Raw genomic sequence first — 25811 nt, 5'->3', positions numbered from 1 at the left:
GATCGAATGTCGTACATAAACAATTCGAACGGTTGGGGCAATCAGCATACGAATCATGTGGCAAATAAGGTTGACCATCTTGCTGACAAAATTTCCTTTGCAGTGGATATGGTAGCCAATGCAGCGATTAACTTGGACGGCGCTCAACAAGAGCTGCTTACACTGGCAAATGCACCCTACCCACCACAATCTACCCAATTAATTGCGTTAGCGAATCGCATTGCAGCGAATAAGCGCCAAATTGATGATGGATTGGCTAAAATCAAAGAAATGGCCCGCACCATCGATCAAGAAACGAATCAAATCCAGAACCCTCCTCAAAGAGGCTGGTAGATGAAAAGAGGAGCTCTTCTTAGGGCTCCTCTTCGCATTTCTCCGTTTTCATTCCTCTCGCGCTACTTCTCTATCGGCTCTTTATCACTGGCATTTTTATAGGCTGTTTGATTCCCCCATGGAGGTTCTGCTCTCATCAAGTGCCGTACAAAATAATCCCATTTTCTGCGGATAAAGTACGGTTCCAAAGAAAATCCGTGATGTCGGTTGGGCAAAATCAACATGTCAAAATCTTTATCCGCTTTAATCAATGCATTCGCCATCCGAATCGTTTGGGAAGGATGCACATTATCATCCATATCGCCACTCACCAGTAAGAGTTTTCCTGCCAGATTGGCTGCCAGACGGGCATTGTCTTGATCCCTGTATAAATCAGGATCATACAAACCTTGATAGCGTTCTGCCCATGCTGCTATATACAGCCGTTGGTCATGATTCCCAGACGCGGAAACAGCAGCCTTGTAAAACTCAGGATATGAAAGCAGGGCCCTTGTCGAAGCGTAGCCTCCCCCTGACGATCCCCAAATGCCTACCCGATCAACATCCACATACGGGTAGCGCTCTGCCAATTGCTTTATTGCAATCACATGGTCAATCAAACCTCCTGCTTCCTCCAATTTTCCGTTTGAGATGTCATGGAACGCTTTAGAACGATAAGGTGTTCCCATTCCATCTAGGATCAATACGATAAACCCTAACTGCGCCAATGACTGTCCACCACCCAGCGGGTCATGGCTTCGGCCTGGATCGAGCGCGAAAGCTTTCGGTGTATTGATGATCTGTGGTCCCCCGTAAATGTAATCGATGACCGGATACTTGCTGGAAGGGTCAAACGGGAATGGACGCAGCATCACCCCATAAAGATCGGTCACACCGTCTCGTGCTTTGACAGTAATCCTTTCTGGAAATTGGTACCCCATCTCGAGCAGCATTTCCACATCAGCGTACTCCAATTCGCGAATCAGGCTGCCATCTACTGAGCGGAGAACAGAAACAGGCGGCAAATCAACGCGCGAAAACGTATCGACGAAATACTTCATATTGGGAGAAAACACAACATTATGCTCAGCATCTTCTGGCGTCAACAACGACAAACCGGTTCCATCCAGGCGAACGCGATACAGGTGTTGATAATAAGGATCGCGCCCTTCCTCAAGCCCCCCTCCAGTGATATACACCCATCCCTGCTGCTCGTCCACTGCCATCAGCCTGCGTACTGTCCAGGGACCCGATGTGATCGGATTGCGAATCTCACCCGTTTTGCCATCGCAATAGTAGAGGTGGCTCCATCCATCACGCTCTGAGTGCCAGATGAACGAACCATCGGCCATTAATCGAATATTCGGATTCGATGCTCCGAGGTTATGCAGATCTTGGTTCAAAAACGTATCACTTTGCTCGCGCAGTAGCGTGCAAACCTCACCGGAGCAAGCATCTGCTACGGAAAAATCGACAGAACGGGCATCACGGGACATCCGGGCGATATAGATCTGTTTACTGTCGGATGACCATCCGGCCATTTGCATCCCCGGAGTGAGGGGTGAGACAGGACATGCCAGTAAAGGCTCGCTTTCAATCCAGACTGTGGTTCGCCTTTCCAGATCACAGATGACCAGCTCTGCCAACGGTACGTGTTGATCGCCAACCAGTGGATAACGGTACGAGTGCAGTACCGGTCTGACTTCTTCCCCTTTAGGAACTGATTGGATCAGATGCATTTCGCGCACCTTTCTTTGGTCAAGCCGATGGGTCAGCAGCATCTTCGAATCGGGTGACCAAATCGCCACTGGAGGAAGCTTACGATCATTCAATCGCTCCGCCACGGTCGAGAGCCTACATTCAGGTTGGGTTCCGTAATCATAGTAAGCCTTGCCGTCATGGGTTAGCCTGATACGCCTTCCGGTTTCGAGTGATCGAACATACAAGTTGTGATCATATACGAACGCCACCCATTTTCCATCTGGAGACGGCAGTTCATCTATCGACGGCTTTTTAAAATGATGTAAGGGCTTGCAGTTGTATTCCTGTAAATCACAGCTCCAAACAGTACCGCCAACCTCAAACTGGAATGCCGATCCACCCCCGGTAAACATAAGTTCCCCAAGCGGCAATGTTTCTGCATCATACCTTTTGCCTACACTCCCTGACAAACAGACAGCTAGTCGTTCGTGATCGAATGCTGGCTGACTTGTATTCTGTTCAGCATCCACGATCACATATTGCCTCCCAGTACCCTTTTCCAGACGTATTTCACGGATGTACCAGAACTGACTCCCGCTAATCCACCGCGGCCTGACAAAAGCATTGAATACTGCGTCGTAATAATTCGCGGGATGCAAGCGTCGTGCCCTCTCATACTGTTCCCATGTGACAACATTCTCCATGTCAATCCCCCTCTTTCAAAGTGAGATACAAGAATCATGTGCTCCACATTTTTGAATAACAAAATTTCCTTAATTATCCATTTGTTACATGCATATGTAAACAGCGAGATAATATATCTCCAAATTTACTTTTTTAGCACCTGACCCGCGAATTTTTTCCAAGAAGAAAGAGGCGATCTCTCGCCTCTTTCTCTCGCCTCTTAGCTCCTAACATAGATTACTCCGCTTCCGCTATCATAGTTTGGTTCCTACCTGCTCTCTTCGCCTTGTACATGGCCTCGTCAGCTGCATGCAGCAGATCTTCAGGTGAAACAGCATGAGTAGGATAGTGCGCAATGCCTTGTGACACGGTTAGCGGTTGCCCGATTGGGTTGATACTTGTTTCTAAGGCACAACGTATTCGTTCGGCCACCTGATAGGCCTCCTCCAAACCAGCATGAGAAACGAGGACAACAAATTCCTCACCGCCAAAGCGACAGCTGATATCATCGGGCCTAAGTGAGGAAGAAATGATTTTCGCAAAATGCCTCAACACTTCATCCCCAGCCTGATGGCCATATGTGTCATTAATGGCTTTAAATCGATCAAGATCCATCATAATCATAGAAAAGGGGATTTGCTCCGCCATCCATTTTTGCATGGTTTCCTCGAGCGTTCTTCGGTTCGTTAGCCCTGTCAAAGGATCTGTTCGAGCATCATGTGCCAATTGCTCCGTCTGCTTTTTAATATTACTTAATGCGAAGCGAATAGCACGGGATAACAGCTCCGCCTCCCGATTCCAATGCTGGCTACCCTCTAAGAGTTCCACCTCTTCTCTCCCGGCCTTACTCACAAGATTGGCCAGGGATACGAAAGGCTTTGCTACTTGGCGCGCAAGCCCGATCACAACTAGCATTAATAATAGAAAGGGAGGCAACATATACAACAAAACGGATTGAATATCACGATTTAATTGTTCTTGCACAACACTGATAGGTGACACGACAACGACACCCCAGTCATTCGCTGGAACCTTTACGTACGCGGCTAATACCGTCTGTCCCCTCAAGTTGACAATCTGTTCATAGCCACTTTTCCCTTGGATCAGCTGGCGTACGGCTGGATTGGCACTGATATCCTCTCCGATCCGGTTTGTATCACGGTGGAACAACAAATGACCATCAGATCCTACGATGTAAAAAGAGGAACCTAGTTCGTCTGTTGGATTACTTCCAAAGATCGTATTCAAAATGTTATCTTCATGAAGATAAATCGTTCCCCCAATAACCCCCCGGTAGATCCCGTCTTTATCAAATATGGGTTCGCTCATCAATACAATGAGTCGCTTCGTACTTGATGTTACGTAAGGTTTGGAAATGTACGGCTTTTTTAAAGCCAATGCCATTTTCCCCGTTTTCGTTTTAACATAGCTTCCTACTGTACCAATCGATCCGGGAGACACACTTCGAACAAGCCCGGTTTCATCTACCACGGTAAGCGAATTAAAATAGTTGTTTGTACGACGGATCAACTCAAGCTTGGAATATACCTCATCCGCATTCATCTCGTTCCGATTGGAAAAGATGCTCGCCGAATACTGTAAGCTACTGCGCATGGATTTAATCAAAGCATCTAGGGTATGACTCATTTTGATTGCACTCGTGTGATTTAAGGTCAAAGTCGTGTTAATCAGTGCCTGTTTTTTGGATTGATAGAATGAGATGAGGAGAATGGTGCCAGTCAGGATAACGGATAGAGAGACTAGTCCTGTTAAAAGTGTCACCAGGCTAATCCTTTTCGGGCGGTTTGCTCTTTTTTGTAAGACAGGCATTGGATGCCCCCTTTTATTTTGCATGATAAATATTATGCAATAAATAAAAAATAGTCTAACACTTGATAATATTCATTTCAAGTATACAAGAAAGTTTAAGCAGCCGACCTTAGCTTGGGGCCATAAAAGGCCACCTTTTTTCAACCGTTACTTGATGCAGATTGGATTATAAACAAAACCCGTCTCCTACATGTCAAGGGACGGGTTCGTAAAGCATCTTCTAAGTGGCATGTGTCTATATGGAAAGTTATTTTCATGCCTCCTTTTGTTTTTGAACGTGGTACATACTCTTCCGGAATACACTGATCGTGTATCCGCATACCCCACCTATTAGAGAAGGCAGGAGCCAGCCCAAGCCTACGTCATACAGTGGAAGGTACTGAGCAAAATAGTGCTGGACAAAACTAATTTCGACTCCAGCAGCCTTCAAGCCATCAAACAGACTAATCAGAAAAGTGAAAAGTAAACTTCCTTGATACACTTCTGGTCTGCCGTTGAATGCTTCGTGCAGAAACGTCAAGAAGAGTAACGAGATTGCAATCGGGTACATGGTCATTAAGATCGGAACAGAGACCTTAATAAGTTGCGTTAATCCAATATTGGCAACGAGTGTACTGAAAACAGACAAAATAACCGCAAATTTTTTGTAAGAGATCTTCGGAACCAATGCATGAAAAAAGGAAGAGCAGGCTGTAATCAGCCCTACACTAGTAGTCAAACATGCCACTGTAATCATTAATCCCAATAATATGGCACCATAAGAACCAAAGTAGTAATTGGAGACTTTCGCCAAAACCTCAGCGCCATTTTCTAAGTGGCCCAACTTTTCTACGCTAGAGGCACCCATAAAGGAAAGTGCGGTATAGAAAAGCGCAAGGAGTAAACCGGCTATCATTGTTGCTTTTGCGCATGTAGCCAAAACTTGTTTTCTGGCAGTAACTCCTTTTTCTTTAATTGCATTCACGATGATCATTCCAAAAACAAAAGCTACAAGCGCATCCAATGTTAAATACCCTTCTTGAAAACCCTTGAAAAATACATGGGATGTGTAATCTGCTTGCGGGGCTTGAAGGGCTCCAATTGGATAAATAATAGCCGTTATCGCAATAATTCCGATAAATGTTAATTTAATTGGAGTTAAGATTTTTCCGACTACATGGATAATTTTCATAGGATTGAGCGATAAGAAGCAGGCAATTGCAAAAAACAGGATGGTAAATAGAATCAGCGGTACCGAACCTGCCTGTTCTGATAGGAAAGGCTTTACCCCTATATCAAACGATACATTGCCGGATCTGGGTATCGCAAAAAACGGGCCAATTGCTAGATACAGAACAATCGTGAATACCATTCCGAATACGGGATGCACGCGACTGGCTAAGGAGCGCAAGTCGTCTTTTCCCGAATAAACAAAGGCTGTGATCGCTAGCAATGGCAACCCAACCCCTGTAACCAAAAAACCTGCATTGGCTATCCATACATTTGTTCCTGCTAATTGGCCAAGCATTGGCGGAAAAATTAAATTACCCGCTCCAAAAAACAAAGCAAATAACATGAAACCGATAGTAACTACAAAAGAAACTGGTGCTTTCTGTGACACAATAATCCTCCTAATTGTTCTCTATCTCTCAATCATAACTGTTCATTCAGACGGCTGCTTATCCAACTCTCATTTATTCATTCTGATACTATACTCCAAATAAACATTCTTTTCAAACACACGATAGTTCAATATACCTCTCTGAAGAGAAAGACACTCCAAGTTGTCGGAAACCAAACTTACATCCCTGATACAGTTTACTACAAGCACCCTATTATCGCATCTGGAAGTACCTTCCCTGGGAATCTCGCATCACTTATATAACATTTCAGAAAATATTTATTTTTCTTAACTTGAAATCAATTAACAATTTTCCTTATAATTACAATACAACCTATTGTTGAGAGAATCCACATAAAGTTCCATCTTCTTTTGGAAAGGAGGTGTAAACTCATGAAAAAAGTCGTAAAAGTAGCAGTAAACAAGAACAAACAAGTGCAAGAAATGAAATCGTTGAAATGGCGCGTAGTTGTTGATGTTTGCTTGTAAGTGAGTCAAAAAGCATGCATGATTTCCATAAAATGATAAAAGTTAGGAAGGACGGGATTGCCCATGAAAAAGGTAGTGAAAGCACAACTTTCTAACAATCAAAACGTTCAAGAAATGAAATTGCTCCTCCATCCAATTTTGACACTTGTGTGTAAAATGTAATTGATTGTTCAAGAGCACCTCGTGTGCTCTTGAATTTTTTGTATAAAGTTCTCGCTTTCGAGGCAGTAAGCAAACATGACAGGATGGTGCCATATTATGAATCAAGCGCATTTGTTGGAAAGATATCATCAGTTGAGAGAGCTTGCCGAGGACGCAGACGCATGGCTAGAATCAGAAATCGGTTCCGATCTTTGGGTGGATGGAATTAACGTATTTTTAACGGTATCAACAGAGGATTTCATTGAGGGACTTGAGCGGTTCGAGGGTAATTACGGTTTTAAGAACCATGGAATTGTAAGCACTACTCGTCAATTTCAACGTTATTGTAGAGATGCATCTGCGGAAGGTGAATTCTCTTTATATCAGGCTCTAGCAGTTGGGATGACCTGGCTAAGCTTACAGCCTCAAATAAACGGCGGCTATTTCAACTTGCCTGTTCAAATTACCAATCACTCCATCGCTTTGTTGTTAAGCCCAACCTATTTAGCTGTTTGGGCACATAGTTACAATGAAGGGATTGGACTATACTTAGATTTGCACTCGACGCTACCCACGTTATTCCGACCAGAGCATGGACGGATCTATCAAAATGCAGGAACGTATTTGGAGGGAACTCACATCAAGTTTCCTTTTCAAAATTACTTCCACGAAATTGCTCACATCCTCTTCTTCCATGACGTCTATCAACGTGTGCTGGGGAGCGAAGACGAATGCAGAAGCTACTGGACACATATCGAGGCATGCATTTACGGACTTGAGGAGCAGGTGCTCGCTGAAATGATGGAAGTCCAACCAGATTTGCATGCCATCGATGATGGATTTGGAAGTAGCAAAGGTTTCGAGGAATTTATCTCTTATCGCTTCGGAATTCTTGGTGCTCAAGAGGATAACTCCATACCAAAAGACACGGTTCGCACTTACATCAAAAGAAGTATGCAATTAGGCGAAGCTAATGAAAACATCCCCGATAATGGGGTAAAGGCGAGGATTCTTGCTAGTCATAAGCTAGATGAGGAACGATTAGCAGAGCTCGATACTCACTGCAAGTCATTTGCTACGGCGTTGCAGGTACATAGCTTGTGGGGAATCAAAAGCTATCGACGAAACTCGATTCCAGCGTTTCGCGAAGTGGTAGAGTTACTCTCCCCTGATGCGTACTGTCTGCAAAAACTCGAAGAATCTTTGCGACCAGATGCATGGGGTACATTAGAGGATTTGTTATCGAAAAATCCGTTTGTTGAGATATGCTCTCAAACAAGAGAAAAGAATATACAAGCATGGAACTGGCGTGATACCCTGTCGCGCTTGGCAGAAATGCGCGGATATTTGGCAAACGCTAATGAATCTGGTTACGATGAGACCAATCAAAAGCTATTTGAGATAGCAAAGCGTTTAGCCAGAGTCATTCAAGAGGAGAAACACCCGGAAGAGCAATATGAGAGCCAGTACGCCGACATGAAACGAGAAATTAGCGAAACATTAAACCGATTGCCTAACGTGGAAGTACGTGATCATTTGCACAATCTTCTCTCCAAACCGTATTACTTTGTGTTAGAGCCCAATTAATAACTGATTATGAGTCAAAGACCGGCGATATTTTCTATGTTGGTCTTTGTTTTTTTATGTCACGCATACATATGCCGCTATGACATTCAAATTTTATCCTTTTTTTAGAAATCGTTTATGGTTTGTTTTGAACTTGTGTTTAGGATGGGGGTAAGACAAATGATTCAGATGGGAGCGGTTGTTGCATGCTTGTGATGAATGAGAGGGTTCCCCTTCCCCCTCCTTTGGTATTCTCTTTCCTTGGAAAGCTGACTGTACATCTTCGTTGGATTTGTCTCGGATTATACCTCATGATCGTTGCGCAGTTCCTTACCGTTATTTATTCCTCTCACTTAGGAATCCTCTCCGCGCTTCACCCGGTCATTGCCTTGTTTCTCTTCTGGGGATCTCTTACCACCGTAAAACATGCTCATCATTTAGGGGGAAGAAAGCATGAAACTTCCTAAAATTTGGTGGGCGTTATTTCTTGTATCCCTAGTGGTTATCGTTCCATTTATGGCTCCCTATTTAACATTTGATCCTGCAAACAGTCGAATCACGATTATTTCCGGTTCTCTTCAATATCCTTTATTAGTTGCTCATATCGTTTCTGCTTTCATTGCTCTTCTCACTGGCTTTTTCCAGTTTGTCGACCGAATTCGCCTGAAGAAACCAAGAATCCATCGTTTTCTTGGGAGAGTTTATGTGTACAGTGTGTTTATTAGTGGACTCCTCTCTTTAGGGACTATCTTTTATGCAGAAGATTTCATGAAGGCAACAAGCTTCCTTATCCTATCTTTGGCTTGGCTGTTTATTTGCTGGAAAGGGTATCGTACCGCCATCAACAGGCAATATGAGGAACACCGAAAATGGATGATCCTTGGAATGACATTGGTTGCTGTGAGTGCGCGTCTGTTGGTGCCAGTATTACTACTTTTGTACCTTATTCTTCACAATTTTTCTCTTCCGCATGGTATGGAAACCGTTATTGGAGAGGTATTGAATGTAAACATTTGGGCTGGGCTTATTCTTAATTTTGTTATTGTCGAGTCGGCTATATTGAAGAAATAGGCTTGCTTAATCAAGCCACATGAGTGATGGAGTGGTAGCGCAAAGAAGGACTGTCTCGATCGTTGAATCGGGACAGTCCTTTTTATATTCGTGAGACACAGCTTTCCCTCCCCGAATCAAAAAAAGAACGAGGAAGTAACCTAGAAGTATGAGTTCCTATGCTGACTGCGTTTGCTTTTTTCAAGTGTCTTGATCAGCAAATATTTTTGTACGCCCTTGGATTTAGCAATGGCTAGTTGACCGTATTGTTCTGCTTCTGCCATGTTTCCTTGGTGATAGGCCACTTCAGCATCTAGTAACAACTGGTAGATACGGTTTTTGATCGCGGAGCGGTGTTGGTTGTAGTCATCTTGGTTGTTTTTTAGGAGTGCTAAATGTGCGGAGTAATAGTGTCGATGCTCTGATGAATCAATTTTGCCGAGTGCATTTTCTACCAGATCGTAGTTGTCGCGATGGAGTTCTACCACTACGGTGATATAGGCGCGAAGTTTATCGGATGTGAGTTTTACTAGTTCCTTCTCGGCTTCCGCTTCGTTGTCGTGTAGATAGGCGTACAAGAAACGATAGTAAGGTTGTTTTGAATTTTTGACGTAGCGTTCAACTGTATTCATGTTGCTGCTGAATTTAAAAATGTACAGGTCTTTGCCGATGAGAATGACGAAAGCGATCAGGAAAAAGGTGATCCATACCATAGGCGTAGGTTCTATGTCTAGGAAGAAGATCGTTATGCCACCTGCGGCTCCGAGGAGGATCATGGTTAGTAGGTTACGTAGAGTGGAAGACATGGTGGTGCTCCTTTGGTTTTGGGAGTATTCTTTTAGTTTAGCATAAGGGAAAGAACATGCATCCAGAAATTGGGGAAAGGGTCGTCGCTGTGATTTATGGGGTTTCTACTTAGTGAGTCTGTTGTATATTCAAGTCGTTAACCAGTTTCTCGCTCCACAGTCATCGTCTTATATTTTCTGATGTAAGATAGCAAAAGCTTGTAATATCGCTCTTCCTACACCTCAATGTATAGCGAGCCTTCCCCCATAAACGAAAAAAACTACCCTCATAAGGTGGCATCTTTATATATTTGGTGGAGACGGGGGATTAAGCCCCCGTCCAAAACCAGCGATATATGCACAAATCCGAGTGCCATCATTTAAACAATTTCCATTTTCGATCTGTGACACACTAGTAAGAAACCTGGTAAGACTCCCTTATAGATCGAATTTTTAATAATTCAGCAATATATAGGAATCAATTGTACTTAGGCAAATCAATACTAATATGATAACTCAAAGTCATTTTTTAATTCTTCTAAAATTTCCTCTGGATACTCAGTGTATACTCGATAATTTATCATTTTTTCTACTAGTTCATCATCAATAATTAGTATAAGTATTTTAGACTCTTCATATATTCTTTTTCTTGCCTGTAGTAGCCTTTTAGTAGGTTTGTTTCGTAAAAATAATAATCCAAATCTTCCTATAGTAGGCTTTAATAAATACATTCTAAGTTGATTCAACTGATCACCATTAACATTAGTAGCATAGTTCTTAAATTCACATATGATATGCTTACTATCGAATTCTGAATTTATCATACCCCAAAATCCCATTGACTGGTTATTAGAAATAACCGCATCTCTTCTTGTATCCCCATTCTCTGTTCTTGATTGCTTTATAATAATTTTGAAACGGGGTAAAAATAAAAATTCTAAAATTTGAATCCCAATTCGTTCGTAATCCATCCATTCCTGTTTTCCTGGTTTACACCTCTTTAATTCTACTAATAAGGCTTGGGCTCTCTTTTTTCTCTCATATATTTCAGATAGATCAACATAAACTCCTTCCATAAATCCATTCAGTATTCCATAGATATTTTTATAGTCCAACTTAGAAACCTTATCTTGTTCTACATACTCTTCTAAATTCACAAGGTTATTGTACATGTCTGGATAATTCACTTTAAATTGCTCTTTTAGGTCAATAAACAACAAAATAAAATGGTTTATAAATTCCTCAGCATTTTCTCGTTCTAATTTAATTTTATCTTTTCGTTTCTCAGAAACTTCTCGTGAATCACTTATTTTTAATAAAAATTGAAGAACTATATTCGCAAGTACTGCATGTTGTGTAATCGTATAGACATTAGCCATGAACGAACCATGTATATCTTTAATTTTAGAAGATATCGGGTCATTAAAAATGCAACAACTAATTAAGGTTGTAATTGGTTTCTTATAATCAAACTGATATTCCCCAACTAAAAAATCTCGTAATTCTACCTTTATTCCAATTGAAACAGATATTATCCGTATTCCATCACCTGCCTTCATTACAGTATCTAATAACGAGTTCTCATCTTCTTCGTCTCCTAAAAGAGTCCTGCATGTATTGTGAATAAGTATTACTGAGAATATTCCTAGAGTCTTAACATTTTTTATTAATGTTTCTCTCAAATTAATTATACCTCCACACTAATCTTATTATCAGTACCTGATATATTCATCATGTGAATTTACCTTATGTGGAAATATTTAGTTTTGATTTTCAAACTTATTTAATATTAGTTTGACCTATATAACTTAGTCTCCCTTATCTAACAAAACATATATTTCTGTTAGTCAAATATTGTAGACTTAATGTTCAAACAAATATATTGGTTATCTATTCCAAAAATTACATCGCAATATCTTTTCTTACAGATTTGAAAGAATAATTGCTTTAATGATCTTGGACCTTCAACTTTTGTCCATTTGATCTGATATCCTGCTTGTAAAGCCAAGCACCGAATAAATTCACTCTGGAACTCGACCGTTCCTTTCCCGAAATGGAAGGACGTTTAGCTCCATGAGATAGTAAGTTAGCCTGTCGACAAAATGATCAAAAGATAATTCTTTCAGAAAACGCTTTTGCTTCAATTTATTTAACAACTCATCGGGTTTACCCATGTAAAATCTTGCTGTAGTAAAGTGAAAATTCTCTTTGGAGATATCTTCGTCCCACATCTTTATAGCGGAGTGGTAAATATATCCAAGTATTAACACATGGATATCACATAAGTACTTTTTACCAAACTTCCCTTTTAAGGTTCTCAGATACAAAACATTTAACCGCTTGACAGTTACTATCCGTTCAAATGCATTTTGCCATCCGTACGTTATAACAATAAACGATATTCCTCGGGAGTAAAAAAGGCCTCTCAATCTCTAAAGATGCTTTCGCATTTAATAAAGCACTTCTAAGCTGTTGATGTGAGTTTCTTTTCAGGACAATCACTTTTTTCCTTCTGGTAAGCACTTTTTTGCGCCAACTTGCTATATGTATCTCCCATATAAGTTTGTCTCCTTCTCCCAGTAAATACTTTATTTACATTATAACAAAAACCACTAATGGGATAAAAAGGGTTATTTAGTTAAGCTAGGATACCATTATTATTTTTCCATAATCCTAAAAACTCATGATGATTTACAAGCAAAAATACCACTCTTACCGAGTGGTGTATAATGTTATGTATTTTGTAAAGGCAGGGATTCGCACCCTCGTCCTACCGAAGAGCCCCACAGGGGTAACACAGAGATATATGACCATATTTGAGCAACAGTCACTCATTTAATTTTGGATCTGATTGACATAATACCCGCTAACCTAGTACCTAATCCGCTTTGGCTTTTTCCTTTGGCACCAAGTGGAAGTCTCCAGCGTATGCCATTTAGTACAATCAAAATTCACCTTAATTCTCTTCGATTCGTATATATTATTCCAAAAATCTAATTACAGTATCTCTTAATTGTTTTGTTGTATCTAATATTTCTTTACTTGTTTTAGTAGTTGTTAGTAATGACAGCATGAAAGAATTCATTTTTTCAATTAGGCTCTTGTTTTCTTCTAGATTAATTTCCTTTCTATTCTTATAAAGTCCACCTAATAATGAGTCATAAACTCTATCAAAATCGTTAATACCCCAGCGTTTGTACTGTCTAATAGCATTTTCTACCTCGTCTAACTTTTGTAATAACACCAGAATAACGGACTTAGGTAGTTTTGAATGTTCTAAAATCTTTTTCATGTCAATAATATCATCTTCAATATTATCCAAGACATCGTTTGGTACAATATTTATATCCTCTTTTTCTGCGAGACCGTCAGCACATAATTCGAGTGTAGTTATTACTTTTTCTGTTAAATATTTTTTAAACACTGTAATATCATTATCTAATCCTACACTGATAAGAGCTTTTTCTACATCTTCTAGTTGAGCAAGATATCTATCGTTATTTTTAAAATTCATTTCAACTTGGCTCTTGATTAAGGTGATCAACTGTAAATATCCACTTAACGTATTGAAAAGTTCCTTTTTCTCTATTTTTAGAACAATACAAAATGAATCCCCTACGCTAATCCCCTGCTCAATTAAATTTTTTCTCACATCTCCTCTATCGTTGAAGGATTTTACCGAATTTAGGAATTTAATCAAATTGTCAATTGGTGTATTCCTTATAGTCTTCTCCATTCCAATTCCCCCTTTAATCCATTTTAAATATATGTAAAAATTATAAATTACCTATCATTTTTATATTCTAATCCAAATTACTTTAAAATTTCCGCAAGAAATTCTAAAATCCTTCGATATCAACGGTAAATGTCATTAATTACAATAAGTTTACGCAATTGAATATTAATCCGTGACCATTCACAACACCGCAGTTTTAATTTCAAAGTAAAAAAGCCACCCTCATCAGGTGGCTTCACTTTATGTATTTTGGTGGAGGCGGGGGGATTCGAACCCCCGTCCGAAAACAGCGATACATGAGCATCTCCGAGCGCAGTCACTCATTTAAATTTCGGTACCGGATTCGCGGAGTGACGCGCTGACCCGTTACCTAGCCTGATTGATCTTCTTCCTTCGGCTCCAGGCGGAAGCCTCCGGCGTATCCCACTAAAGTTGAGCGCTAGTCATGCCACATGGGCGATGGAATGGTAGCGCCTCACTGGTTATTAAGCAGCGAGAGAAAGTTGTTTGTTGCCAGTTAATGGCGTTCCGCGTTGTTGACGAGGTCCGCAGCCCCCCGGCTCGCTTCTCATGCTCTACCATCCCCGTCGAATCCAGAACGCCCCCAGGTAGGTGAGAAAAAGTCTAGGTGAAGAGCCATTAAATCCACACCTAGACTATATTAAACAGTGTATTGGCTTGTTGGTGCTTATTAAATATAGCACAGGCGACAACTAAAACTCAACGTTGATTGCTGCCAAGCCTGCCAGTGCAATCCAATCAACCTTTTTGGCGTTCGCGCAGAGCACGCTCGATATCTCGCGCAGACTCTTTTTTCTTGAGGTCTTCACGCTTGTCGTAGTTCTTTTTCCCTTTGACAAGTGCGAGCTCGACCTTGGCCCAGCCGCCCTTCAAATAAATGCTGAGCGGGATCAGCGAGTACCCTCTTTCGCGAATCAAACCATTGAGCTTGAGGATTTCCAAGCGGCGCATCAACAGCTTGCGAGTCCGCTCTGGCTCATGGTTAAAGCGATTTCCCTGCTCGTACGGACTGATGTGCACATTGTACAGAAGCAATTCGCCATTCTGCACACGAGCGAAGCTGTCCTTGAGCTGGACACGCGCCGCACGCACGGACTTGATCTCCGTACCGGTCAGCTCAATGCCTGCCTCGTATACTTGCTCGATGTGGTAATCGTGGCGCGCTTTTCGGTTTTGGGCGATTGTCTTGGTTCCGGCCTTATCTTTTGACATGGAGATCACCTCACTTGTACGTACTGCGTTTCGTACCAGTTAGTCTAGCAAATTTTGATCATTGTGGCAAGTCATTTACCCGGTAAATAGCCAACCCCGAAAAGGGAAACGGATCGTTCCGCGTACTTTTCGGGGTTTAAACAACTGTTTAACGGCGTTTCCGTTTCGCCTGACTGGCTACATTTTTGCGGTTCTTTTTCTTGGACTTAACGAGATCCTCCCAGAATCCCTTCTGACGTTTCGCTGAGGTATCTCCTTCTCCTGCACCAATTGGCAGCACTTCTTCACCACTCGATGGTTTGCCCGATCCAGCACGGCGAGGAGGTTTGTTCCCCTCCGCTTTGCGGCGATCCTTGTATTTCTGACGGATTTCCGCCGGATGCTTTTTATCCTTTTGGCGATCTGGTTTGCCAGGACGATCTGCACGGCCTGCGCGTGAACGATCTTGTTTGCCACGTGTCGGCTTACGATCTCCACCGCGACCATCTATTACGCGAGGCGTACGCTCACGGCTGCCGCGGAAGCCAGCCTTTGGCATCCCGACGATTTCGAAGTCGATGGTGCGTTCATCCACGTTGACATTCGCTACACGTACCTCGACGACGTCCCCGATCCGATACTGCTTGCCTGTACGCTCACCGACCAGCGCAAACATTTTCTCATGGTAATGATAGTAGTCGTCGGTTAAAAAGCTGACGTGCACCAAGCCTTCAATGGTATTAGGCAGCTCGACGAAAATCCCAAACGAAGTGACGCTGGAGATGACGCCTTCGAATTCTTCTCCCACTCGCTCAAGCATGAACTCTGCTTTTTTCAGATCGTCTGTTTCACGCTCGGCATCGACAGCCAACCGCTCACGCTGTGACGCATGCTCCGCGATTACTGGCATTTGCTCTGCCCAGTACTCCAGACGTTTTTCTGATATTTGATTCCCTAGCTCGATCCATTCGCGAATGCGGCGATGGACGATTAAGTCGGGATAACGGCGAATCGGTGAAGTAAAATGGGTATAAAACTCGGTAGACAAGCCGTAATGCCCCAGACTTTCCGCGTCGTAGCGCGCTTGCTTCATCGAACGCAGCATGACGGTGCTGATAATAATTTCTTCCGGCGTTCCTTTTACCTCTTCCAGCAACTGCTGCAACGCACGTGGATGGACAGAATTGCCCTTCCCGCGAATTGAGTAGCCAAAATTCGTGATGAACTCCATGAAGGCCATGAGCTTTTCAGCGTTCGGGTCTTCGTGAATCCGGTACATGAACGGTTGCTTCATCCAGTGGAAATGCTCCGCCACCGTTTCATTGGCAGCCAACATGAACTCCTCGATGATCTGCTCTGCAATCGATCTGGTACGGAAGCCGATTTCCGTAGGAGTCCCCTCTTCATCGACGTAAATTTTCGCTTCACGGAAGTCGAAGTCAATAGCGCCGCGCTGCATCCGTTTTTTACGCAGCTTCAAGGCCAGCTCTTTCATATCCTCGAACATCGGGACGAGTCTGCTGTACTTTTGGGTCAAGGCTTCGTCCTTGTCTTCCAAAATACTGCGTACATCTGCATACGTCATGCGCTCATCTGTACGAATCACGCTCAAAAAGATATCGTACTTAACGGTGTTTCCGTTCGCATCCATCTCCATATCGCAGGAAATCGTCAATCGATCTACCTGCGGATTGAGACTGCATATGCCGTTGGACAAGCGATGTGGCAGCATCGGGATAACGCGGTCAACTAAGTAGACACTGGTACCGCGACGATACGCCTCATTGTCCAGCTGAGACTTTTCACGAACATAGTAGCTGACGTCAGCGATATGCACGCCGAGTCTTAGGTTTCCATTTGGCAGCCTCTCCAGGGAAACGGCATCGTCCAAGTCTTTGGCATCTGCACCGTCGATCGTAACCATCATCCGGTCACGCAAGTCACGACGACCGCTGATCTCCTCCTCGGAAATCTCATCTGGTGCTGCCTCAGCCTCTGCTAACACGTCTTCTGGAAAAGCTTCTGGCAAGTTGAACTTGCGGATGATCGACAGGATATCGACGCCCGGATCGTTCTTATGGCCGAGAATCTCGACGACCTCACCCTCAGGATTCACTCGCCCCTCTGGGTAGCGAACGATGTTCACGACTACCTTGTGACCATCCACAGCACCGTTATAGGCTTCTTTTGGAATAAAAATATCCTTGCCGAGCCGCTTTTCGTCGGGAATGACAAACGCGTAATACGTCTCGTCCTTGAACGTCCCTACGACCTGCTTCATTCCCCGCTCGACGATCCGAATAATTTGCCCTTCCAGACGATTGCCGCCCGCTTCCTTTTCGACGCGGACCAATACGGTATCCCCATGCAACGCACCGTTCATATCATTCGCATGAACGTATACGTCCTCCGCGCCCTGTGTTTCCGGGATCACAAATCCGAAGCCCTTCGGATGACTTTGCAGACGTCCACGTACCAGATTCATTTTTTCAGGCACACCATACCGATTCGCTCTGGTGCGGATCACCTCTCCGCTCGCTTCCAGTGCATTCAGCGTTTTCACAAGCTCCTTGAACGTGGCAGAATCCTTGATCCCAAACGCTTCTTCCAGTTCCCGCACCGTCATCGGGTGGTATGCTTGCTCTCGCATAAACGCGAGTATTTTTTCTTGGTCTTCCATTCACAAACCTCCTTTTTCGCGTGGCATTCCCGCGTTTCTCCATGACCATCCTATTATGTAGTATTCACCGTTCCCGCATATCGCAATCGGAATAGAGAAAAAGACAGCAAGTTGCACTCGCTGTCTTTCGGCCGTTCGTCTATTACGCTCCTGTTTTCAAGAAATACCCGAGCAAAATCGCAAAAATCATGAAGCCAACCGCAAATACAACGGTCAGTTTCCCTAAAAGTGCGTCAATCCCGCGGGCTTTTTGTTTGCCCATCAGTTGCTCTGCGCCGCCACCAATCGCTCCGGAAAGGCCGGCACTTTTTCCCGATTGCAGCAACACGACGATAATTAAGCCAATACTTGCGATCACAAGTAAAATTTTCGCAGCCAATGCCATCTTCATTCACCTCAAAACGTATTTCCAAGGCGGAAAAAACCAATACAACAACTTTATCACACTTGTCTGGTAACAGCAACCCGCTAACCCTTCCATTATAAGAGAAATTCTCTCAAATAATATTGACCCTTATAAGGTAGAATAAGGACACCGTGTTTTTACGAAAAAATGGCAAATTGTGTACTTTCTTTGTCTTGTTTGGTAGTCGCCTTGATATTGTCAAACTTTTGCCGTAAAATTACAATGAAACTTTATAATTTGCTTTGGGAGGTCTTTGTCAGATGGCTGGGTCCAACAAAAAAGACATGAATCAAAACGATGTAATTGATTCCGCGAAGGCCTTTTTTACTTCGTTTGGTATCTTGTTTCTTGTTTTTCTCATTGCACTTGTAGGATCAATTATTTTCCCACCAAAACATGGCGAAGAAGCAAATGGTGGCGGCGCACCAACTGCACAAATTGACGCTGCTGCTGTATTCAAACAAAATTGCGCTTCCTGTCATGGTCAAAATCTCGAAGGCATTGCAGGTCCAAACCTGACAAAAATTGGAGCAACGCTTAGCGCTGACGACATTGCTAAAATCATCAAAGAAGGTAAAGGCGGCATGCCCCCTGGAATGCTGAAGAAACAACCAGAAATTCAAGCGGTTTCACAGTGGCTGTCGGAGAAGAAATAAGTACATAGATAGCCTGTAGGAAAGAAACACCGAAGACTTGTCCTCTTCGGTGTTTTCCGCGTTAACGGGGAGGCTTTTACATATGACCATCAAGATTGAAGCTTTGGGGAAACAAATCGACTCCTCTACGAGTACATGGTTGTTCCGTGACGTAAACACTAGCATTATGGAGCCTACGATTATTGGAATTCTGGGAAAATCAGGCCAGGGAAAAAGCACCTTGCTTCGTATTTTGGGTCGTCTTCTGCCGCCTGATGCCGGTACAGTTTTCTTGGAGAAAAAGGAAATGTCACTGTGGGACGCGAGAGCTTGGCGAATGAAAATCAGTTATGTGGCACAGCAGGCTGTTATGCTGCCAGGCAGTGTGGAAGACAACCTGCAGACAGTTAGTACCCTGCATCAGCGTCCTTTTGATAAGAAGCTCGCCTCTGACTTGATGGAGCAGTTATATATGGAAGAGATCGATTGGTCAAAACCTGCCGCTCAACTCTCCGGCGGCGAAAAGCAACGGCTCGCTCTCGTTCGCAGCCTGTTACTTCAGCCACCTGTCCTGCTGCTGGATGAGGTCACCGCTTCACTCGATACGAAAAGCAAGCAGGCTGCTGAGCGGCTCCTCGTCGATTTGCACCATCAAACGGGCACGACCTTAATTTGGGTCACACATGATTTAGAAGAAGCACGGGTCGCTTGCAAGCGCATTTGGTTTATGGCCAACCACCAGCTCGCAGAAGACACTGAATGTGAAGCGTTTTTCCACTCACCCCAATCCGTGGAAGCTCGTGAATTTTTGCAAGATGGAAATGTCCATGCTGCCCTGAGTGAGGTGCAGCGATGACGCATACGTTTACGGGTTCATACATGTGGCTATTCTTTGCTTATGCCTTTGTTTTCATTGCCCTTCTGCTCTCCGTTTGGCAGAAGCTCGGTTTGGAAAAAGATATTTTGATAGGCACTATCCGCTCTACCGTTCAATTGCTCGCGATCGGCTACGTCCTAAATTTTGTCTTTGCTGCCGACAGTGTCTGGTTTATTTTATTGATCATTCTCATGATGATCTTGGTCGCTTCGTGGAACGCTGCCAGCAGAGCGAAGCATTTATCAGGGATCTTTTGGCGGATCTCCCTTTCACTTGCGATAACAGAGATCATCACTATGGGACTGTTGGTTGTACTCGGGCTTGTCTCTCCTACGCCGCAGTACCTCATCCCGATGAGCGGCATGATTATTGGCAGCTCTATGATTGTCACGAGCCTTTTTCTCACGCATATGAACAGAGAAGTAGAAGCCTCCCGTGGGGAAATCGAGACACTGCTTTGTCTCGGAGCGACTACACGCCAAGCCGTGCATGTGGTATTGAAGCGGGCCGTCAAAGCAAGCATGATTCCTACCTTTGACACGATGAAAACAATCGGACTCGTCCAATTGCCAGGGATGATGACCGGAATGATCGTCGCGGGTGCCAGTCCCATCGAGGCCGTGCGCTACCAAATCCTCATTATGCTCAGCTTCAGCTCCTCTGCTGCCATTTCGGCGGTTCTGATCAGCATGCTCAGCTATCAGCTATGGTTTACGCGGGATTCCATGCTCCACTCTTAAATACACACACTGTCGGACCTTTGTTTCCGGCAGTTTTTTTGTTTTTGTAATGAAATGCACCATGAGTCGTCAAATTACAAGTAGAACGTACAAAAGGTGGTTCAGCTATGGACAAAAACGGTTTAATGGAGCAATGGTTCCTACGCTATGGCGATGATATTTACAAATTTCTTATTTACTATACAGGAACCCGCGATGTAGAAGACCTCGTTCAGGATGTCTTTTTAAAAGCGCTTCGGTCTCTGGATGCATTCGAAGGCAGATCTCAACCGAAAACATGGCTGTTGACGATCGCGAGGAATACCGCCATCGATCATAAACGAAAGCAACGTTTTCGTAATTGGCTGCCAGATAAATGGCTGGCGAATGTAGAGACTGAAGAAAAAACACCTGAAGAAATTGTACACGTACATGAGGAGCAGCAAACACTTTACCATGCAATCCGTGACGTAAAGCCCGCTTTTCGCGAGGTGCTCATTTTGCGTGGAGTCAAGGGACTGTCCTCCAAGGAGACCGCTGAAATACTGGGGTGGTCCGAAAACAAAGTAAACGTAACATTGCACCGTGCCATGAAAGCCGTCAGAGAAATACTTGAGCGTGAGAAAAAGGAGATGATTGGCGATGCGATCTAATTCAGACCATGATTTACTAGAGAAATTGAAAGGGATGCCGGATATGAAAATGAGCGGAGAAAAAAAGCACGAGATCGTTTCTGCTATTCGCCAAACAAATGTGAGCAAATCTGGGGGGACTGCTTCTTATCGTGGTTTCGCGATGATTGGCAAGGGGTTGGCCCTCTGCTCCGTACTCGCTGCGACCGTCTGGCTGGGAGCCTCACTCCTTACGAACCAACAACAGAGTACATTGCCAGACACTGTTGCGCCTATTGCTCCTGGCTCTCCTACCGCTTCTCCGGGACCGGTTCCAAACAACAGCGTAACGACACAGCCTATTCCGCAGTCAGATGGGCTGTTGGCGCAAATTCGCTCAGATGCTGAAAAAGGCAAAGTACTTTCTCTCCCCTTCTTACTGGAGAAAACAATGCTGGAGGAAGTAGAAAAGGAGTGGGGCAAGCCTGAAAAAACCTACGAAGCAAATGGTCTGACCTACTCCGCCTATCCGAAACATAAGGTCGTGTTCGGTTACAACAAAGGGATGCAGCTCGTAGACATTCGCAAGAGAGATCCCCGCTTGATGCAAGTCAGTATGTCTGCTGTTGAAAAGAGCTGGGGAAGGCCAGCACGGATCAGCGAGTTTGGCAATCTGGTTATTTACACGTACGATGTAACAAGCAACTATCAGGTGAAATTGATTTTTAAAGGAACACAAAAGCAAGATGACTTGGCGTTGGTTGAATGCCAATTGTATTACCCGCAAGGAAACAAAAATCTAATGTTGTACGCGAACAATGCCGAGATTTTGCAGAGCGTGCGAGACCTTTCCAAAAATGGCCAGGCCTTCGGCAGTCAGTATCGTTTAGAAAAGGATGTATTTGATGACGCAGAAAAACAGCTGGGCAAACCGGATGTCGTCTCCTTCGTCAATGGCATCACGTACAATACGTACCGAGATCTCAATCTAGTCTTCGCCTTTAACAAAGGAATGCAGATCGTTGATATTCGTTCCTATGACCCTCGCCTGCAAGCAATCACACTTGCCGAGGTGCGTGAAACACTTGGGGAGCCAGCCAGCAAAACCACAACGGGCGGGCAAACTATCTACACCTACAAGGTAACCCCTGATTATGAATTAAAATTCATTTTCTCCGGCATCATGACCGATGATCCGAACAGCCTCTACATCGATCACGTAAACATTTACTACCCGCGAGGAACATTCAACAATATGGCGGGATAACCACACAAAAAAAGACGGGAGCATCAGTCCCGTCTTTTCTCATTATTTACCGATGATGTAGCCTTCCAGCTCATCCAGTACTTTATTCGCTGCAATTACGCCACCGGAAGTATTCCAGATGGTGTCATCTACTTTGAATGCTTTGCCTGCTTTCACGACGTTCAGGTTTTTCCAAAGTGGATCGTTTGTCCACTCTTGCTCCAGCTTGGAAGCCTCGCCTTTGCCTGTTTCGTACGTGAAGTAGAACATGATGTCGCCGTCCATTTCTGGAATGCGCTCTTTGGTTACTTCTGCTGCGAAATCGTCTTTGTCTTGGGAAGCTGGACGAGCCAGACCAAGGTCTTTGAAGATCGCGCCAGTGAAGGTGTTTTTGTAGTAGATGCGTACTTTACCTGGCATAAAGCGAACAACAGATACCTTTGTGCTCAGTTTGTCGCCAGCTTTTGCTTTAAAGTCTTCTACGCGCTTGTTCCAATCAGCGAGGACTTTTTCACCCTCAGCCTTTTTGTTTACTGCTTCTGCGAACAAGGAGAAGTTTTCTTTCCAGTCGCCGCGTGGCTCTTCCACGAATACGGTTGGAGCAATTGCAGTCAATTGTTGATAAATTTTTTCATGACGGAACTTCATACCCAGAATCAGGTCAGGCTTCAGTGCCGCGATTGCTTCCAGGTTAGGTTGTCCTTCTGTACCAACGGATTTTGTACCTTCAAGGAAAGACTTGGTGAAATCGTAGAATTGTGTTGGATCATTAGCTGCACCTACAGCCCCTACTGGCTTCACACCGAGAGCCATCAGAGTTTCAGTACCTTGGTTAGTCAACATGACGATGCGTTCTGGTTTACCTTTGATGGTTGTTTCGCCCATCGCGTGTTTCACTGTGTAGCTTTGGCCGGAACCCTCGGAATTGCCTGTTGCTTGATCAGCAGGCTTTTGTTCTGCCGGCTTTTGTTCGCTTGCTTGCGGAGCACCACAACCGGTAACAACCAGCAAGAGCGCCATTAAGACAGCAAAGAAAGCTTTACCGCCTGCGGTCCGATATGTACGAGAAAACATGATGAAAGGACCCCTTTCCCTTTTCTATAATGAGAATTCATATCAATGACAGAGTCTATCCTACTCCCCTGCTTGTCAAAAGTCAATCATAAAATGATAATGACTATCAACATCATTGACACTTCCTTTATGTAGCTCTACACTTAACTATGAAACCATCTAAGAAATAAGGATGTAGTCATCATGAATACTTTTTTAGCTAGCAACTTTCGTAAAATTCTGGGACTGGTATTCGCCCTTCTCCTCCTGACTTACCTGAGTTATGCCAGCCTCATCTTTGGTATCATTGACACGAGTTGGCAAACTGCGATTGATGCCTATACGAATTTTAACGGCTCCAATGAACACATCGTCATTAAAGAAGTGCGAGTACCGCGTGTGCTCAATGCGCTTACGGTCGGTTTCTGCCTCGGCTTGGCCGGAACTCTGCTCCAATCCTTGACGAGAAACCCTGTTGCAGACGTTGAACTGTTCGGTCTTAATGCAGGTGCTTCTCTATTTGTTGTGTTCGCCGTTACTTTTGTCGGGATCAGCTCCTTAACCCAATTTACGTGGATTTCCTTTTTAGGAGCCGCTGTTGCAGGTTTGATCGTCTACTTGCTCGGTTCATTCGGCAGAGATGGACTTTCACCTGTGAAGCTCGTCCTAGCAGGGGCAGCTATCACTGCTTTAGCTTCTTCGATCCGACACGGCATGATGGTCCTAAATGAAAAGGCTACAGACGAGGTGCTTTTCTGGCTGGCAGGATCAGTCGGAGGCAGAAAGCTGGAATACTTAGCCACTGTCTTTCCTTATATGATCATCGCCTGGATCGCTGCTTTTGTCCTCGCACGTCCGATTCAAACGTTGTTGATGGGTGATGACGTAGCAAAAGGTCTCGGACAACGCACATTATTGATCAAATTCAGTGTCGGAATCGTCATTGTTCTCTTATCCGGTTGCGCAGTTGCTGTTGCTGGCCCTATTGGTTTTGTCGGTTTGGTCACTCCGCATCTGGCCCGCTATCTCGTCGGAATCGATACACGCTGGGTACTTTTGTACAGCGGTCTGCTTGGTTCCATCCTACTGCTGTTAGCAGACATCGGCGCTCGCTATATTGCAATGCCTGCTGAAGTTCCTATTGGAGTAATGACAGCCCTTATCGGGATTCCGTTCTTCATCTATGTCGCACGCAAGGGGCTGGATAAATAATGAAAGACTACCTGTCTCTTCGCATCGGCAAGCGCTTTTCATCGTTTCAGCTACATAAAAAGACGATCTTGTTTTCGCTCCTCTCCTTGCTGATCGTCATCGCAGTAGCGGTTGTCAGTCTCGGAATGGGTGAAATGAAAATCGCCTCGCTCGATGTGGTAAAAGTTTTGTTGGGAATCGGTTCAGAAGAGAATGCTTTGATTGTAGAGCAATTTCGACTGCCGCGCATCGTCATTGCCATTCTGGTAGGTGCTGCACTTGCGGTAGCTGGTGCCATCATGCAGGGTCTTGTCCGCAATCCGCTGGCTTCCCCGGATATTCTTGGGGTATCGGGTGGAGCATCTGTTTTTGCAGTTGGCTTCTTGATCCTATTTGAAACAGCGAGCATCAAGTGGCTTCCTCCCAGCGCTTTTTTGGGGGCAACGTTGACGACATTCCTGCTGTACGCCCTCTCTTGGAAAAAAGGCGTCACGCCGCTTCGTCTCGTCATGATCGGTGTTGGAATCAAAATCGCGGCGGGTGCCATCGTCACCATGCTGATCATGTTCAGTCCGTTTTTACTGCAAAATAAGGCATTGCTATGGCTGGCTGGCAGCATCTACGGCGTTGATTGGAACGACGTATTCATGATTTTGCCGTGGGTCGTCGGACTGATTCTCGTAGCCGGCTTCCTTGCTAGACGTGTGAACATTCAACAGCTCGGCGATGATCTCGCGACGAGTCTCGGCAGTTCCTTGCAATTGGATCGCTTCCTCCTGCTGATGATTTGCGCGGCATTGACGGGAACAGCCGTCTCTGTTGGAGGAGATATCAGCTTTGTGGCTTTGCTGGCTCCACACATTGCCAAGCAACTGATTGGTCCGTCCTTTGGGGGTGCCATGACACTCTCGGCTTTCTTGGGTGCCATTATCGTATTACTTGCCGATTTGATTGGACGCATGGCATTCTCACCAATCGAGGTGCCTGTAGGGGTATTTACCTCTGCCATTGGCGCTCCGTTTTTCATCTACTTGCTGTATAAAAACCGAAATCGCTAGCAAAATTTGTCCCGCTGTGGTGGTGGGGAGGAAACAGGAGAAACGCTCAGCTTCTTGTCCCACCCGCTGAGGGATTCACTGCCCGACTCCATGCAAAAAGCGCAACCGCGTCCAAAGTAGTTCTTTCAGGATGTTTTTCAGAGGTGGACGCTTAAGAGCATGTTTCGCTTTTTGCATTCCGTCTCGGTCGGTGTACCAAAGATCTTCGCTTATTTCTCCTGTTTCCTCT

20 protein-coding genes and 1 other RNA gene are annotated in these 25811 nt (G+C 44.3%); 10 read left to right on the top strand and 11 right to left on the bottom strand.

Annotated elements, in window-relative coordinates; all coding sequences use genetic code 11:
• The first annotated feature begins 6 nt into the window (after nucleotides 1-6).
• Nucleotides 7-333: a hypothetical protein gene (locus tag C7R91_RS20180; protein WP_047069661.1), complete on the top strand. Its 327-nt coding sequence runs from the start codon at nucleotides 7-9 to the stop codon at nucleotides 331-333.
• A gap of 62 nt (nucleotides 334-395) precedes the next feature.
• Here C7R91_RS20180 and C7R91_RS20175 read toward each other — a convergent pair whose 3' ends face one another.
• The 3 genes from C7R91_RS20175 to brnQ all read right to left on the bottom strand — a co-directional run bounded on the left by C7R91_RS20175 (nucleotide 396) and on the right by brnQ (nucleotide 6127).
• Complete coding sequence (locus tag C7R91_RS20175; protein WP_047069662.1) at nucleotides 396-2717, bottom strand: S9 family peptidase; 2322 nt, start codon at nucleotides 2715-2717, stop codon at nucleotides 396-398.
• Between the two features lie 217 nt (nucleotides 2718-2934).
• Entirely contained in the window at nucleotides 2935-4527 is a 1593-nt protein-coding gene (locus tag C7R91_RS20170; RefSeq protein WP_047069663.1) for a sensor domain-containing diguanylate cyclase, read from the bottom strand.
• A 253-nt stretch (nucleotides 4528-4780) separates the two neighbouring features.
• Nucleotides 4781-6127 carry a branched-chain amino acid transport system II carrier protein gene (gene brnQ / locus C7R91_RS20165; protein WP_047069664.1) on the bottom strand — a complete coding sequence of 449 codons (1347 nt, stop codon included), beginning with the start codon at nucleotides 6125-6127 and terminating at the stop codon, nucleotides 4781-4783.
• A 747-nt stretch (nucleotides 6128-6874) separates the two neighbouring features.
• Between brnQ and C7R91_RS20160 the strand changes: the two genes are divergently transcribed.
• Together C7R91_RS20160 and C7R91_RS20150 are read left to right on the top strand one after the other, a co-directional pair.
• Nucleotides 6875-8344, top strand: coding sequence for a hypothetical protein (locus C7R91_RS20160; protein WP_047069665.1), 1470 nt, complete (start codon nucleotides 6875-6877; stop codon nucleotides 8342-8344).
• Nucleotides 8345-8776: 432 nt separating this feature from the next.
• Complete coding sequence (locus tag C7R91_RS20150; RefSeq protein WP_047069666.1) at nucleotides 8777-9394, top strand: DUF2306 domain-containing protein; 618 nt, start codon at nucleotides 8777-8779, stop codon at nucleotides 9392-9394.
• Nucleotides 9395-9534: 140 nt separating this feature from the next.
• On the opposite strand, the gene C7R91_RS20145 is transcribed toward C7R91_RS20150, so the two are convergent.
• From C7R91_RS20145 to secG, 7 genes are all read right to left on the bottom strand, one after another.
• Nucleotides 9535-10179 carry a hypothetical protein gene (locus C7R91_RS20145; protein ID WP_047069667.1) on the bottom strand — a complete coding sequence of 215 codons (645 nt, stop codon included), beginning with the start codon at nucleotides 10177-10179 and terminating at the stop codon, nucleotides 9535-9537.
• A 482-nt stretch (nucleotides 10180-10661) separates the two neighbouring features.
• Entirely contained in the window at nucleotides 10662-11840 is a 1179-nt protein-coding gene (locus C7R91_RS20140; RefSeq protein WP_047069668.1) for a hypothetical protein, read from the bottom strand.
• Between the two features lie 1298 nt (nucleotides 11841-13138).
• Nucleotides 13139-13894, bottom strand: a complete 756-nt coding sequence (locus C7R91_RS20130; protein ID WP_047069669.1) for a hypothetical protein — start codon at nucleotides 13892-13894, stop codon at nucleotides 13139-13141.
• Nucleotides 13895-14144: 250 nt separating this feature from the next.
• Nucleotides 14145-14500, bottom strand: a transfer-messenger RNA (tmRNA) gene (gene ssrA, locus C7R91_RS20125).
• Between the two features lie 153 nt (nucleotides 14501-14653).
• Complete coding sequence (gene smpB / locus C7R91_RS20120; protein ID WP_047069670.1) at nucleotides 14654-15127, bottom strand: SsrA-binding protein SmpB; 474 nt, start codon at nucleotides 15125-15127, stop codon at nucleotides 14654-14656.
• Nucleotides 15128-15275: 148 nt separating this feature from the next.
• Nucleotides 15276-17786, bottom strand: a complete 2511-nt coding sequence (gene rnr / locus C7R91_RS20115) for a ribonuclease R (protein ID WP_047069671.1) — start codon at nucleotides 17784-17786, stop codon at nucleotides 15276-15278.
• A gap of 142 nt (nucleotides 17787-17928) precedes the next feature.
• Nucleotides 17929-18171 carry a preprotein translocase subunit SecG gene (gene secG, locus C7R91_RS20110; protein WP_047069672.1) on the bottom strand — a complete coding sequence of 81 codons (243 nt, stop codon included), beginning with the start codon at nucleotides 18169-18171 and terminating at the stop codon, nucleotides 17929-17931.
• A gap of 281 nt (nucleotides 18172-18452) precedes the next feature.
• Here secG and C7R91_RS20105 point away from each other — a divergent pair, with 281 nt between their 5' ends.
• The 5 genes from C7R91_RS20105 (at nucleotide 18453) to C7R91_RS20085 (ending at nucleotide 22301) form a co-directional block, all read left to right on the top strand.
• On the top strand, nucleotides 18453-18848 hold the full coding sequence (locus tag C7R91_RS20105; protein WP_047069673.1) for a YqzM family protein: 396 nt from the start codon (nucleotides 18453-18455) through the stop codon (nucleotides 18846-18848).
• Nucleotides 18849-18930: 82 nt separating this feature from the next.
• Complete coding sequence (locus tag C7R91_RS20100; protein ID WP_047069674.1) at nucleotides 18931-19683, top strand: ABC transporter ATP-binding protein; 753 nt, start codon at nucleotides 18931-18933, stop codon at nucleotides 19681-19683.
• Nucleotides 19680-20444 (top strand): ABC transporter permease, encoded by a 765-nt coding sequence (locus tag C7R91_RS20095; protein WP_047069675.1) that lies wholly within the window; start codon nucleotides 19680-19682, stop codon nucleotides 20442-20444. The genes C7R91_RS20100 and C7R91_RS20095 overlap by 4 nt, the downstream gene beginning before the upstream one ends.
• Before the next feature lie 107 nt (nucleotides 20445-20551).
• Nucleotides 20552-21076, top strand: a complete 525-nt coding sequence (locus C7R91_RS20090; RefSeq protein WP_047069676.1) for an RNA polymerase sigma factor — start codon at nucleotides 20552-20554, stop codon at nucleotides 21074-21076.
• On the top strand, nucleotides 21066-22301 hold the full coding sequence (locus C7R91_RS20085; protein WP_047069677.1) for a YjgB family protein: 1236 nt from the start codon (nucleotides 21066-21068) through the stop codon (nucleotides 22299-22301). The genes C7R91_RS20090 and C7R91_RS20085 overlap by 11 nt, the downstream gene beginning before the upstream one ends.
• Nucleotides 22302-22343: 42 nt before the next feature.
• Here C7R91_RS20085 and C7R91_RS20080 read toward each other — a convergent pair whose 3' ends face one another.
• Nucleotides 22344-23354: an ABC transporter substrate-binding protein gene (locus C7R91_RS20080; protein WP_047069678.1), complete on the bottom strand. Its 1011-nt coding sequence runs from the start codon at nucleotides 23352-23354 to the stop codon at nucleotides 22344-22346.
• 183 nt (nucleotides 23355-23537) lie between these two features.
• Between C7R91_RS20080 and C7R91_RS20075 the strand changes: the two genes are divergently transcribed.
• Together C7R91_RS20075 and C7R91_RS20070 are read left to right on the top strand one after the other, a co-directional pair.
• Nucleotides 23538-24545, top strand: coding sequence for a FecCD family ABC transporter permease (locus C7R91_RS20075; protein ID WP_047069679.1), 1008 nt, complete (start codon nucleotides 23538-23540; stop codon nucleotides 24543-24545).
• Entirely contained in the window at nucleotides 24545-25582 is a 1038-nt protein-coding gene (locus tag C7R91_RS20070; protein WP_047069680.1) for a FecCD family ABC transporter permease, read from the top strand. The genes C7R91_RS20075 and C7R91_RS20070 overlap by 1 nt, the downstream gene beginning before the upstream one ends.
• Nucleotides 25583-25811 lie beyond the last annotated feature (229 nt).

It is taken from the genome of Brevibacillus formosus, from assembly GCF_003013405.1.
In the GTDB taxonomy this organism is placed as follows: domain Bacteria; phylum Bacillota; class Bacilli; order Brevibacillales; family Brevibacillaceae; genus Brevibacillus; species Brevibacillus formosus.
Note: the sequence above shows the minus strand (reverse complement) of the source record. Positions and strands in the feature narration are given on the sequence as shown.